The organism is Neorhizobium sp. P1_A6 (assembly GCF_056406795.1).
In genome coordinates, this window is the sequence record NZ_JBFTZM010000001.1 from 259,857 (window position 1) to 272,641 (window position 12,785).

Annotated in this window: 8 protein-coding genes; 6 read left to right on the forward strand and 2 right to left on the reverse strand. The window is 60.9% G+C overall.

Annotated features, from left to right (window positions below):
- The first annotated feature begins 72 nt into the window (after positions 1-72).
- From AC1D3C_RS01150 to AC1D3C_RS01175, 6 genes are all read left to right on the forward strand, one after another.
- On the forward strand, positions 73-3,726 hold the full coding sequence (locus AC1D3C_RS01150) for a FecR domain-containing protein (RefSeq protein ID WP_051900661.1): 3,654 nt from the start codon (positions 73-75) through the stop codon (positions 3,724-3,726).
- Positions 3,726-5,675: an adenylate/guanylate cyclase domain-containing protein gene (locus tag AC1D3C_RS01155; RefSeq protein WP_051900663.1), complete on the forward strand. Its 1,950-nt coding sequence runs from the start codon at positions 3,726-3,728 to the stop codon at positions 5,673-5,675. Before AC1D3C_RS01150 ends, AC1D3C_RS01155 begins: the two co-directional genes overlap by 1 nt.
- Positions 5,676-5,862: 187 nt before the next feature.
- Complete coding sequence (locus AC1D3C_RS01160) at positions 5,863-6,888, forward strand: ABC transporter substrate-binding protein (protein WP_040125583.1); 1,026 nt, start codon at positions 5,863-5,865, stop codon at positions 6,886-6,888.
- 33 nt (positions 6,889-6,921) lie between these two features.
- Positions 6,922-7,803: an ABC transporter permease gene (locus AC1D3C_RS01165; protein WP_040125928.1), complete on the forward strand. Its 882-nt coding sequence runs from the start codon at positions 6,922-6,924 to the stop codon at positions 7,801-7,803.
- The gene (locus AC1D3C_RS01170; RefSeq protein WP_040125584.1) at positions 7,779-8,528 is read left to right on the forward strand and encodes an ABC transporter ATP-binding protein; all 750 of its coding nucleotides are present in this window, start codon (positions 7,779-7,781) and stop codon (positions 8,526-8,528) included. The genes AC1D3C_RS01165 and AC1D3C_RS01170 overlap by 25 nt, the downstream gene beginning before the upstream one ends.
- Before the next feature lie 73 nt (positions 8,529-8,601).
- Complete coding sequence (locus tag AC1D3C_RS01175; RefSeq protein ID WP_040125585.1) at positions 8,602-9,978, forward strand: LLM class flavin-dependent oxidoreductase; 1,377 nt, start codon at positions 8,602-8,604, stop codon at positions 9,976-9,978.
- A 99-nt stretch (positions 9,979-10,077) separates the two neighbouring features.
- Here the strand turns inward: AC1D3C_RS01175 and AC1D3C_RS01180 are convergent, their stop codons facing one another.
- The gene (locus AC1D3C_RS01180) at positions 10,078-11,637 is read right to left on the reverse strand and encodes a putative bifunctional diguanylate cyclase/phosphodiesterase (protein WP_040125586.1); all 1,560 of its coding nucleotides are present in this window, start codon (positions 11,635-11,637) and stop codon (positions 10,078-10,080) included.
- Between the two features lie 188 nt (positions 11,638-11,825).
- Positions 11,826-12,698 carry an ATP-binding protein gene (locus tag AC1D3C_RS01185; RefSeq protein ID WP_309500811.1) on the reverse strand — a complete coding sequence of 291 codons (873 nt, stop codon included), beginning with the start codon at positions 12,696-12,698 and terminating at the stop codon, positions 11,826-11,828.
- Between the last annotated feature and the right edge of the window lie 87 nt (positions 12,699-12,785).

Sequence of the window (12,785 nt, forward strand, 5' to 3'; positions counted from 1 at the left end):
CTCTGGCCGAAAAGCAATGCCGTTTCTAAAGGCTATCTTGACACTTGCCAGGTTTAAAAGCAGTGGTGAAGCATGTCGGGGGCGATCAATCGTTTTTATCTTGCAGCGGTCGCGCTGCCTATACTTGCTGGCGGACTAGCGTCGCCGGCAGCGGCAGAGCCTGTGCAACGATCGGGGCAGCCTGCCGGGGCAGTCATTGCGCGCAAGGCAGGCGAGGAAGTCCGCTTTATCGACGTGTCCAGCTGGCAGTTCGTCGACCTGAAGCAAGACCTCGTCACCGGCGACGTGCTGCGTACCAATGCGACCGGCCAGCTGGCGATCCTCTTTTCCGATCGGACGCAGGTCCGGCTCGGCCGCAATTCCTCGTTGGTTGTCAAGCAGATCACCGCCAGCACCAGCGCCGACACCATATTGGAGCTTCAGTCCGGTACCATCTGGGCACGCGCGGAACGCGGCGGGCCTGGTGTCCGGGTCGAGACGCCGGCGGCGGCCGCGGCGATCCGTGGCACCGACTGGACGATGACGGTCAAGGGCGACCAAACCTCGCTCAACGTCCTCGAGGGCATCGTGCAGCTCAGCAATCCGCAGGGCAGCGTCGAAGTGCGCCAGGGCGAGGGAGCCGTCGCCTCGATCGGCCAGGCGCCGCACAAGGTCGTCATCGTCGATTCCGACGACCGCGAGCAGATGCTGTTCTTCCTGCCGCCGCGCCAGGCATTCGAGCGGATGCCGCCGTCAGCCCAACCGGTTGCCGAAATGCGCCGCAATGCCGATCGCATCACGGCGATCCCCGCCGAACGGCGCAGCGCGGAGGATTGGGTCTCGCTTGCCGAGGCCCAGCTTTCGCTCGAGGGTCGCCAGCGGGCGCGGCAGACGCTTGCCAAGGCCAAGGGCCAGCGGCTTTCCGCCTCGCAGAAGGCCCGAGTGACATTGATCGAGGCAGTCCTCGCCGCAAGCGAAACCCGCTATGCGGAAGCCGCGAAGCTGTTCGAGAAGGCGCAGCGCGGCCTGGATTCCAAACGACGGGGCATCGCACTTTACGGCGGCTATTATGCCCGGGCGCTTGCCGATCCCAACCGGGTCGAAGCACTGCCGCCGCAGGTGGGGGGACCGGACGGCGCATTTCTGCGCGCCTACGCGCTCGGCTTCCTGCAGGACCTGGGGGCGGCAATCAAGGTCCTCAAGGAGGCTGAGCGCCAGTATCCGGACGATCCGGAACTGCCTGCCTATCGCGGCTGGCTTGCGGTCTTGCTGAACGATCGCGCCCAGGCGGAGGAGGCGCTCAACCGGTCGCTTGCGATCGATCCCGCTGAGCCGACGGCGCTCGAGGCTCGTTCGCATTTCCGCGCGGGCTTCAAGGGCGATTATCAGGGCGCGCTCGCCGACCTCGAAGCGGCCATCAAGGTCGCACCCGGGGGCTCGACGACCTGGAACGCGATCGGCAACATCCAGGCCGCACGAAACGCCAACCGCGAGGCCGAAGCCGCCTTCAAGAAGTCGATCGAGCTCGATCCGCAGGACCCGCTCGCCCATTCCAACCTGGCGATCTTCTATCTTGATATCGGCCGGATCGAGGATGCCAAGCGCGAGATCGACACAGCGCTCGCCATCGATCCGGCCTTCGACATCACGCTCGTGGCGCGCGGTCGCTACTATCTGCAGACCGGAGAGCTGGACAAGGCCGTCGACGACCTGCTCGCGGCAAGCGTGGCCAATCCGGCCTATTCGCAAGCGCAATTGCTGCTTGCGGCCGCGAATTACGAAAAAGGCGACCGGGTGCCGGCCGAGCAGGCGACGGAAAATGCCGAACGGCTCGACGATAACGATCCGATAATATCCGCCCTGCGCACGGCAATCGCGATCGACAATTACGATTCGGAAGGCGCCATCCGCAACGCGCAGGAATATCTCAAGCGCTCCAAAGCCCGCGGCGGCGATTTCACCTCGCTCGGCGCCAACCAGCAGGCCGGGTCGACGCTGAACGATGCGTTCCGACTGCAGGGCATGAACGCCTGGGGCGAATATTACAGCGACGCCGCCTTCGATCCGTTCGCCGGCACCGCCTATATCGACCAGAGCATCCACGGCAGCGCCAACCCCTTCGTCAACAACTACTTCTACGGCGACAACGTCATCACCAACGCGCCGAACGGGCAGGCGTTCTCGTCCTTCCTGCAGGGCCTGATGCTCGAGCCGCATATCATTTCCGGCCGCTCGCGCTCCGCCAACATCATGAGACGGCCGTTCTTCGAAGGTTCGATCGGCGGAGGGATCAACACTGCCGGCGGAGAACTCGGATATATCGGTGAGGGGGAGATCCAGGGATACAGCAACCTGCCGTTCCCGATCAGCTTCTATGGGAATTTGCAATGGCAGAAGGTGCCGGACAGCCGGGATTTCTTAGGCCCATCGGACCTCGACACCGAGAATAAGGTCATCGGCGGCAACGGCTATCTCACCGCCAGCCCGACCCCATACGATCGGATAGTGGCTTATTTCAACCACTCAAAAGCCGACTTGAATATCGAGTTCCCGGATATCGATCCCTTTTTCGGTCTCCCGGCCATCGACAGGCAGGATTTTAACGCAAGGGGGACGAACGCCGGAATTGGTTGGAGCCATACGCTTGGCTACCGGGATGTGGTGAATTTGGCGATCATGTACAGCGGTTTCCGCCGGGATTCGGAATTCTATCAGGAGGCCGATGTCTTCGGCCTCCCTCTGCCTATTCGACGTTCGACAGGCGAACTGGAGCAAAACAGCTACATTGCGGCAGCAAACCACAATGTTGCGGTTGGCGATTTCACTTGGCGATATGGGATCGAGGGGGGATGGGTGGACGCGCGCCAGTTCCAACGAGATGAAGATCTTTTGTTCGGAGGATTTGCGGAGGGTGAAGCGTCGAACCGCAGTACTATCGGCCGCGTCTATGTTGATCTTCTTCATGAGGTTGGTCCCGACCTGAAGTTGGAGTATGCTCTATTTGGAACATATCTCGATAACGACGCGACGAGCGAATTCCGGTTGGGGCCACGTATAGGTGCCGCTTGGTCGCCCAGCGAAGGCCAATGGCTCCGCGGGGGCTTCATGCGCAACAGTTTGGATACGACAACTCCGACGCTGTCGCCGATCGGAGTTGTGGGGTTGCAACAGAACCAGGCCAGCATCAATCCGACGGGGTATTCCGATGTCTACGCGGTCCGTTGGGATGCAGAATGGACGCCAAATGTTTTCACTGCAGCAGAATTCCAGCATCAAGAGGTTCGTGATGCGAGCATTTCCATACCTCTGCTGGCTACCACAGCGGATATAGATAGAGGGACAATCAATCGCACCAGCTTGAGCGCCAACTTTCTGCTTGGTCATGGTTTTGGATTGTCTTCAACCATCGCCTATTCTGAGACCGACGACCGAAGCAGCGTGCCCCTTGCCGGCGGGCAAATACCTTATATTCCCGAATGGGCTGGTCAGGTTGCGCTCACCTGGGTGAACGAAGCGAACGTCAAGGCGACAATCGCGGCAAACTATGTGGGGGAACGCGTCAACGAGGCCGGCCTCAATCTTGATGATTTCTGGACGCTCGATGCAAGCCTTACCTGGGAGCCGTTTGACAAGCTGTTTGAACTAGAACTCGCCGCCTATAACCTTCTGGATGAGAACATTCAGCTCAACGGCAACACACCCGGTTGGGGCCGGTCCTTCCGGGGCACGCTCAAAGTTCGGTTCTAATGGCCGGCCGGCGCGGTTTCTCCTTTTCAACGCTGCGCTTCTTCTCGTCGCGCAGCGTGCAGGTTGCCATTCTGGCGGCATTCTTCTTCGCTGCGGCAGCGCTCCTCACGCGCCTGCCGGGATGGCCGCTGATCGACTATCGGGCATTCGACTATCTTTCGACCGTCCCGGCTGAGCCGATTGCGCAGGGAGGGCCGATCGTCGTGGCGATCGACGAGCCGTCGCTCGCGGAGGTCAACGTGCAGTGGCCGTGGCCACGCGGCCTGCATGCAAAGCTGGTCTCCCGGCTGCGCGCCGCCGGCGCCAAAGTGATCGGCCTCGACATCATTTTTTCCGAACCGTCTGCGCCGGCCGAGGACGAGGCGCTTGCCGCCACGCTCGGGCCGGATGTCGTGCTGGCGGGCGACGAGACGCTCGTAACCTCTAACCAGGCCGACCAGTTCATCCGGGTCATGCCGCTGCAGATGTTCTCCGACAGGCAAGCGCCAACAGGCATCGCCTCGGTCGGCCTGCATCGAGACGGCGTGCTGCGGGACATGCCGGACTTTGTCGACGGCTTTGCCGCCGTGGTCGCGACGGCCGCGGGCATCGAGGTGGATCAGCCGGAGCCTGGAAGCCTTATTCAGGTGTTCGGCGGTCCCCGCGCCTATCCGACGGTGTCCTATTATCAGGCTCTGGATCCTGAAAATTTCCTGCCGCCGGGGCTGTTCAAGGACCGGATCGCCATCGTCGGGCTGAGCCTGCAGAATGCACCGTCGATCGACAATGGCGGAGCCGACGCCTTCCCGACCTCCCATACGATTCACGACGGCAAGCTGTTGGCCGGCGCCGAAGTTCAGGCGACCATTTTCGACAACCTGCGGCTCAAGAAATCAATCACCGAAGCCAGTCGCCCGATGAGACAATTGCTGCTTCTGGTCGCGGTCGTGGCGGCGGCGGTGCTCATCTGGAAGGGTACGGGCTGGCACACGGTGGCGGGCGGCGCGGTGGTGATCGTCGTGCTGTTCATCGGCAGCTACGTCACCCTGCGTTTCGGCCGCGTCTTCCTGTCACCTATAGCGGCGTCCCTCGCCTTTGCCGGCATGACCGCGGCACAGGCAGCGCTCGACTACGCCCAGGAGCGGAAGAGCCGCCGGCAGATCATCCGAGCTTTCTCGCAATATCTGGCGCCTGCCCTGGTCGATCAACTCGCTCGCGATCCATCCAAGCTGAAGCTCGGCGGCGAGAAGCGCGAGCTTTCGATCCTGTTCTGCGATGTACGGGGCTTCACCACCATTGCCGAGCAACTCAAGGACGATCCGCAACAGTTGACGATGCTGATTAACCGGCTGCTGACGCCGCTGTCCGATATTGCGCTTTCGCATGGCGGCACGATCGACAAATATATCGGCGACTGCCTGATGGCCTTCTGGAATGCGCCGCTCGACGACGCTGCACATGCGGCCCATGCGGTAGCCGCCGCGCTTGATATGCTCGACTCGATGCAGGCGCTGAACGACGATCTGGAGGCCGAAGCGGAGGCGGCAGGACGGACTTATTATCCGCTGGCGATCGGAATCGGCATCAATACTGGCGAATGCGTGGTCGGTAACATGGGCTCGACGAGCCGTTTCGACTATTCCGCGCTTGGAGACGCCGTCAATCTGGCAGCTCGACTTGAATCCGCATCAAAGGCTTATGGCGTGCCACTGCTGCTAGGTGAGAGGACCGCACAGGCAGTGGACGATATTTTCGCAGTCTTCGAACTCGACCGCATCACGGTTAAAGGCAAGACGGAAGAGGTTCCCGTCTGCACCGTGCTTCGTGAAACTTCCGAGGCGGCACGGAACGTCCATCGCGAATTTCTTGAGGCACGTTATCGCGGCGACGTCGCCACGCAGCAGACCCTGGCGCAGAGGCTTATAGATGATGTGCCGGCGCTTTCGGCGTATCATGGGCAGGCCCTGTAGCGTCCAAGCAAGAAAACGAAATGCCGCACCGGGTCGCCGGTTCTCGTGTCCTCGGTCGACATGTTGGGATGATATTTCACTATCCGCCGCATTCTTAAATTAAATAGTCTATTTCTTTTATAGAAAATATCCCACCCTTCCGTGCATCGACTTTCGTGTCCTGCAACCGATGAGGGGAAGATCAACGATGACATTGGTAAAAACTGTGAGAACGGTCCTGCTCGGCCTGCTTGCCTTCGGCACCATGAGCGGGGTGGTCGCGGCCCAGACGAACGCGCCCCTTCTTCCGAAGGTGCCGCCCGGAACGGTCCTGACGGTCGGCGATCCGGTGACGCAGAAGGCGCTGGAGGTCTCCGGATTGATCAAGGAACTGTCGTTTGAAGTCAAATGGGCCAATATCAGTGGCGGCCCGCAGACCTCGGAAGCATTCCGTGCCAAGGCGCTCGACGTCGGGTCGGTGGCCGAAATCCCTTCGATCTTCGCCAACTGGAACAACCTGCCGGTTCGCAACATCGCCTATCGCGAACGCCGCGACCCGATTGCCAATCCCATCTACCGCTTCGGAGTGGCGCCCGGCGCTGGCATCAAGACGCTGGCCGATTTCCGCGGCAAGCGCATCGCCTTCAGCCCCGGCCAGGCCCAGGGAGCACTCGTTCTGCGCGCCCTCCATGCCGCAGGCCTCAAGAAAAGCGACGTCACCCTGGTCGAACTGCCGAGCACCGGCGATGTCTATCCGAAGGCGCTGGCCAGCAAGCAGGTCGATGTCGCGCCGCTCGGGGGCGTCTATATAAGGCGTTATATCGCCCAGTACGGCGGCGATGGCGCGACGCTCGTCGAACACGGACTGCGTGATGATCCGGGCCATCTCTATGCACCGCAATGGGTGCTCGACGATCCGGCGAAGGCCGCGGCTCTCGCCGAATATGTCGGGCTTTGGGCACGCGCCACCGAGTGGGTGAACAAGAATCCGGAGATCTGGATCAAGGAATATTATGTCGGCCAGCAGGGTCTGAGCCAGGATGACGGCGAATATCTGGTCAAGCTGACCGGGGAGCAGGTTGTTTCGGGAGATTGGAACGAGGTGAAAAAGCGGCACCAGGAGACGATCAACCTGCTGGCGGCGGAGCTCGGCTACAAGCCCTTCGACGTGGAAAAGATCTTCGACAACCGGTTCGAAAAGACCGCCTCCGCCGCCTTGGCGAAGAGCCAGTAATCCCCCTGCATCATCCAAGAGGAGATCCGAAGCATGGCAACCATTTGGGATGCGGATGAGGCGAAATCATCCCGGTCTTCCAGCCGTGAAAGTGCATATATCGTTCCAGCCGTGGCGAGGCCCGTCACGTCCCGGAGCCGCCGGAGACTGGGGCCGGGACCGGCGATACCATTCGGGCTTCAAATCGGGCCGGCATTGCTGGTGCTGCTATGGGTAGGCGGCTCGGCTCTCGGGTGGATCGATCCGCGCATCCTCTCTGCGCCCTGGACGGTCGTCGAGGCTTTTGGAAGGCTCATCGAGCAAGGCCGGCTGCAGGACAACTTCGTGACATCGGCGACGCGTGCCTTGCTTGGGCTCAGCATCGGTCTGGTCATCGGCACGATCCTGGCCGTCACCGCCGGTCTTTCCCGGATCGGCGAAGCACTGATCGACGGCCCTGTTCAGATCAAGCGCGCCATCCCCACGCTGGCTCTGATCCCTCTGCTGATCCTGTGGTTCGGCATCGGCGAAGGCATGAAGGTCACCACGATCGCCCTTGCGGTCATCATACCCATTTACATCCACACCCATAATGCGCTGCGCGGCATCGACAGCCGCTACGTCGAACTGGCCGAGACCCTGCGCATGAGCCAGAAGGATTTTATCTTTCAGGTGGTGCTGCCCGGCGCATTGCCCGGCTTTCTTCTGGGCCTGCGGTTTGCCGTCACTCTCTGCTGGGTTTCGCTTGTCGTGGTCGAGCAGATCAACGCCACCAGCGGGCTCGGTTACATGATCGACCTCGCCCGCAACTATGGGCAAACCGATGTCATCCTCGTCGGCCTGGTCGTCTATGTACTGCTCGGCCTTGTCTCGGACGGTCTTGTCCGCCTGCTCGAACGGAGGGTCCTCTCATGGCGCCGCACTCTAGCCAACTGAAGTCCGCATCCAGAGCCGTGCATGTCCGCAACCTCGTGCGCCGGTTCGCCACCAAGACGATCCTGGATCGCGTGGATCTCGATATCGCCGAAGGGGAGTTCGTTGCCCTGCTCGGCAGGAGCGGCTCCGGCAAAAGCACCTTCCTCAAGGCGCTCGCCGGCCTCGATCACGACGTCCAGGGAACCGGCACGCTTGAAACTCCGGAAAACCTTTCCGTGGTTTTCCAGGATGCACGTCTTCTGCCTTGGCGCACCGTGATCCAGAACGTCACTCTCGGTCTGCCGGGGGCTGCCGGGCAGGAAGCAGGCAGAAAAGCACTGGCCGAAGTCGGGCTCGAGGGGCGCGAAGCGGCCTGGCCAAACCAGCTCTCGGGCGGCGAACAGCAGAGGGTCGCTCTTGCCCGCTCGCTGGTCCGCCAGCCGTCCCTGCTTCTGGCCGACGAGCCGTTCGGCGCCCTCGACGCACTGACCCGGCTGAAGATGCACGACCTGCTGCGGGAATTGTGCGCAAGACATCGGCCGGCCGTGTTGCTCGTCACCCACGACGTCGACGAGGCAATCTCGCTCGCCGACCGGATACTGGTTATCGACGAAGGTCATCTGATCGAGGACCTGCGGATCGATCTGCCGACGCCGCGCGATCATGGCGATCCACGCTTTGCAAAGATCCGCACCCAGCTTTTGAGCCGGCTGGGGGTTGAAACGCCCGGACGGCGGGTCGCCTGAAATCCAACGGAAGTTGTCATCATGACCAGCAAGGGTCAGCTCAATCTCAACGCCTCGAACGGAGGACACGTCAATGAGTAAACAGAAGAGACAGATGCGGCTAGGGGCCTTCATCATGGCGACGGGCCATCATGTGGCAGCCTGGCGCCATCCGGCTTCGCAGGCCGACGCGGGACTGAATATCGATCACTACCGCGAACTGGCGCAGACGGCGGAACGGGGCAAGTTCGATCTGGTCTTCGTGGCCGACAGCCCGGCCGGCTGGGAGCGCGCCAAGGACCCGGAGGCGCTTCGCCGTTCCTCGCAGGGTGCCCATTTCGAACCGGTGACCCTGTGGGCCGCGCTGTCGCAGACCACGAGCCATATCGGCTTCGTCGCCACGGCATCCACCACCTATGAGGACCCCTACCTTCTGGCGCGCAAATTCGCCTCGCTCGACTATATCTCCAAGGGCCGGGCGGCCTGGAATGTGGTGACGACAGGCGCGGATGTTTCCAAAAACTTCTCCATCCCCGGTCATCCCGCCCATGCCTACCGCTACGCGCGCGCCGAGGAATTCGTCGATCTGGTGAAAGGGCTGTGGGACAGCTACGAGGACGACGCCTTCATCCGCGACAAGGAAAGCGGCGTCTATCTCGACCCGGACAAGGTGCATCTCGTCGACCACAAGGGTCAGTTCTTCTCTGTCACCGGTCCGCTCAATGTCGGCCGTCCGGTGCAGGGTTATCCGGTGATTGTCCAGGCCGGCGCATCGGAACCCGGCCGCGAGCTGGCCGCCAGAACCGCCGAGATGATCTTCACTGCCAACCAGACGCTCGAGGACGCCCAGGAATTTTATTCCGACGTCAAGGGGCGGCTTGCCCGTTATGGACGCAGCCAGGACGACTTGTTGATCAGCCCCGGCATATTCCCCGTTCTCGGTGGCACCGAAAGGCAAGCACAGGAGAACTACGACTATATCCAGTCGCTCGTTCACCCCTCGATCGCCTGGAACATCCTTGCCCGCCACTACAAGGGCGTCGACCTCTCCGGTTATTCGCTGGACGATCCCGCTCCGCCCCTGCCGCAGGATACGGAACTCAACAAAAGCCGCCTCAAGCTGGTCACCGATCTGGTATCGCGCAACAATCTGACGCTGCGCCAGTTCTATCTGGCGGTTGCGACCGCTCGCGGCCATCGAACGGTGATCGGCACGCCGGAACAGATTGCCGACGCGATGCAGGAATGGTTCGAGAATGGCGCTGCCGACGCTTTCAATATCATGCCACCGATCCTGCCCGCCGGATTGACGGACTTCGTCGACCAGGTCGTGCCGATCCTGCGCAAGCGCGGCCTTTTCCGACATGAATATGAAGGAACGACCCTGCGGGAGAACCTCGGCCTCAAGCGCCCGCAGAACGGCTTCGTGCTTCGCTCACAGCTTGAGCCGGAGGCACGGGCAGCCGTATAGCTCCCGCGCCACATTAAATCCCCTGGCCCTGAAGATGGCGACACCGCCGATACTTCTCGGCCAGGACCTTCCGCTCGCCTCTTCTCGGACAGGCTTCGCTCAGGCGCTCAATGCCTGCCTACGGTTGTTGACGAAGCCGGCCACTTCCGATTGAGGCATTGCCTTGCCGAAGATATAGCCCTGCCCTATATCGCAGCCCTGGCCAAGGAAGTAGGCGAGCTGGGCGTTCTCCTCGATCCCTTCGACCGTGGTCTTGAGGTTGAGACTGCGGCTTAAGCCAAGCACGGCGTCGATGATTTTGGCGTTCTTGTCGTTGTGGGTAAAACTTGAGACAAAGCTCTTGTCGATCTTGATCTTGTCGAACTTGAAGCGCGCCAACTGCGCCAGGCTTGAATATCCGGTTCCGAAATCATCCAGCGCCACCTGGATGCCGGCGGCATGGAATTGCTCGATCGTCGCGGCGGCAAGGTCCGGGTCGTCGATCAGAGCATTTTCGGTAATCTCGATTTCCAGCCTGGACGCCTGTAGGCCGGTCTGCTGCAGGATGTGGAGAACACGGCTTGCGAGCAGCCTGTCTTCCATCTGGACCGGCGACACGTTGAAGGAGAGCGACAATGTTCCCGGCCAAAGCTGCGCATCGCGGCAGGCTTTCGACAGAAGCTGCTCGAAGAGCGTGGTAATGAGGCCGGTCTCTTCGGCCACGGCAATGAAGTGTTGCGGTGAGACGAATACGCCGTCCTTGTTCCACCGGGCAAGCGCTTCGAAACCGCAGAGTTCACCTGTCCTGAGATTGATCAGCGGCTGGTAGAAGGGTTCGATCTTGCCCTCGTCGATGGCCCGGCGAAGGTCGCCTTCGAGTTTGGCGCGCTCAGAGACCTTTTCCTGCATTTCAGGCTGGAACAGGGAATATTGATTGTGACCTCGGCTCTTCGCCTCGTATAGCGCGACGTCCGACCGATGGCAGACTTCCTCGAGCGAGCTACCGTGGTCCGGCAGGCGCGCATAACCGACGCTGGCACCGACTTGCGTCAACAGAGTGCCGATGCGGACCGGTCGGGAAACCGAGTGGATGAGCAGCTGCGCGAAGAGCTCCTCCTTTTCCGGCAAGAGATTACGAGCCACGGCGACGAACTCGTCGCCGCCGAAGCGGAAGACGCATTCGTATTCAGCCAATGCGCAGATGCGCCGTGACACTTCCTTCAGCAGGACGTCGCCGCCCTGATGGCCGAGAAGGTCATTGACCTTCTTGAAGCCGTCGAGATCGATCGAAAACACCGTTGCGGTCTGCCGCCCGTTATCCTCGTCCGTTTCCTGCTGCCTTTCATCGGGGTGCGAAAGGACGAACCTGTCGAAGGCATAGCGGTTGGGAAGTTTCGTCAGATGATCGTGCGTGGCGATATGGTCAGCCTCATTGAAGGCCTTCCGGCGATTCATCATTTCACTGCGCATATCGAGAATGCGCAGCACCGAATAGGCGAAGCTCGCAAGCCCTGCAACGATGAGTACGATAATGATGAGATGGGCTTTTCCCGCACTGATCGACTGAACCAGCTCCAGCAGCAGGTCGTCATAAGCTATACAGCCGATGAGCAAAACCATCGCGACTGCCGTCACTTGCGCCAGCTGCCTGCCGGCTTTGCTTTCCAGAAAATCCTTCATCTACCCCTCCAACTCCGTGATCCTAGGAGAAATAATTAAAGGATTTGTTATTCCCGGTTGTGCTTCCTTCTAGTTTAGCCAGAAGAATGATAGATTCGGCGCCGGCAAAAGTATGTCGCCGGACGCACCTCGCTCGGCCGAACGAAAAACTCCCCTCGCATTGTTTGTCAATCCACGGTCTGGCGGCATCAGTTGATGTCGTTCTTGAATATTGCTCCTTTAAGAGCCTCTGACAGTTCGGCAAGCTGGTAAGGTTTTCGCAGGATCTTGATGCCTTGCGCGTCTGCCGCCTGTTTGGCGACCTCGGAATATCCACTCGTCAACAGGATCGGCAGGTCCGTGCGGCGGGCGCGAATTTCCTTTGCCAACTCCACGCCGTTCATTCCTCCAGGCATCATGATATCGGAAAATACCAGGTCCACCCGCCGCCCGTTCGCAAGCGCGCCGAGAGCAGCGGCAGCCGTCGCGGCACGGACGACCTGAAATCCAAGATCATCCAGCATTTCACTGACAAGAGCCGCGACTTCGTCGTCGTCTTCAACCAGCAGGATGCTGCCCGCCGAAGCCGGGCGTCGCCGCGCGACGTGCAGATCGACCAGATTGTGCTGATCCGGTCCAGGCTGGTTCGAAGAACGCGGCAACAAGAGGATTATTTTCGTTCCCCGGCCGATTTCGCTTTCGATCTTTATCTTCCCGCCCGACTGCTGGACGAAACCGTGCACCTGCGCAAGGCCAAGGCCGGATCCCTTGCCAATGTCCTTGGTGGTAAAGAACGGCTCGAACACGCGCGCCTGCACCTCTCGGGTCATTCCGGAGCCGTTGTCGCTGACGGAAAGGCAGACGAAGTCCTTGGCGGGGCCGGCTTGATCCGAGACAGGAACGTTTTCCGCGCGGATTTCTATCGTGCCCCCTTTGGGCATCGCGTCGCGGGCGTTGACTGCAAGATTGAGAACAACAAGTTCCAGCTCGCTTGCGTCAACCTCGACGGGCCACAGATCAGGTGAGAACTCGAGGGTGACATGGACATCGCCCCTCAGACTGCGGTCGAGCAGTTCGCGCATCCCCCCGATCTGGCGGGCGAGATCGACTGTCTGCGGCCGGAGTTCCTGCCGGCGGGAAAAAGCCAGAAGCTGCCGTGTCAGGCCCGA

What these genes read in the sequence shown, in the direction of transcription:
- AC1D3C_RS01150 (WP_051900661.1), top strand. Translation starts at nt 73, where the DNA reads ATGTCGGGGGCGATCAATCGTTTTTATCTTGCAGCGGTCGCGCTGCCT.
- AC1D3C_RS01155 (WP_051900663.1), top strand. Translation starts at nt 3,726, where the DNA reads ATGGCCGGCCGGCGCGGTTTCTCCTTTTCAACGCTGCGCTTCTTCTCG.
- AC1D3C_RS01160 (WP_040125583.1), top strand. Translation starts at nt 5,863, where the DNA reads ATGACATTGGTAAAAACTGTGAGAACGGTCCTGCTCGGCCTGCTTGCC.
- AC1D3C_RS01165 (WP_040125928.1), top strand. Translation starts at nt 6,922, where the DNA reads ATGGCAACCATTTGGGATGCGGATGAGGCGAAATCATCCCGGTCTTCC.
- AC1D3C_RS01170 (WP_040125584.1), top strand. Translation starts at nt 7,779, where the DNA reads ATGGCGCCGCACTCTAGCCAACTGAAGTCCGCATCCAGAGCCGTGCAT.
- AC1D3C_RS01175 (WP_040125585.1), top strand. Translation starts at nt 8,602, where the DNA reads ATGAGTAAACAGAAGAGACAGATGCGGCTAGGGGCCTTCATCATGGCG.
- AC1D3C_RS01180 (WP_040125586.1), bottom strand. Translation starts at nt 11,637, where the DNA reads ATGAAGGATTTTCTGGAAAGCAAAGCCGGCAGGCAGCTGGCGCAAGTG.
- AC1D3C_RS01185 (WP_309500811.1), bottom strand. Translation starts at nt 12,698, where the DNA reads ATGCGCGAACTGCTCGACCGCAGTCTGAGGGGCGATGTCCATGTCACC.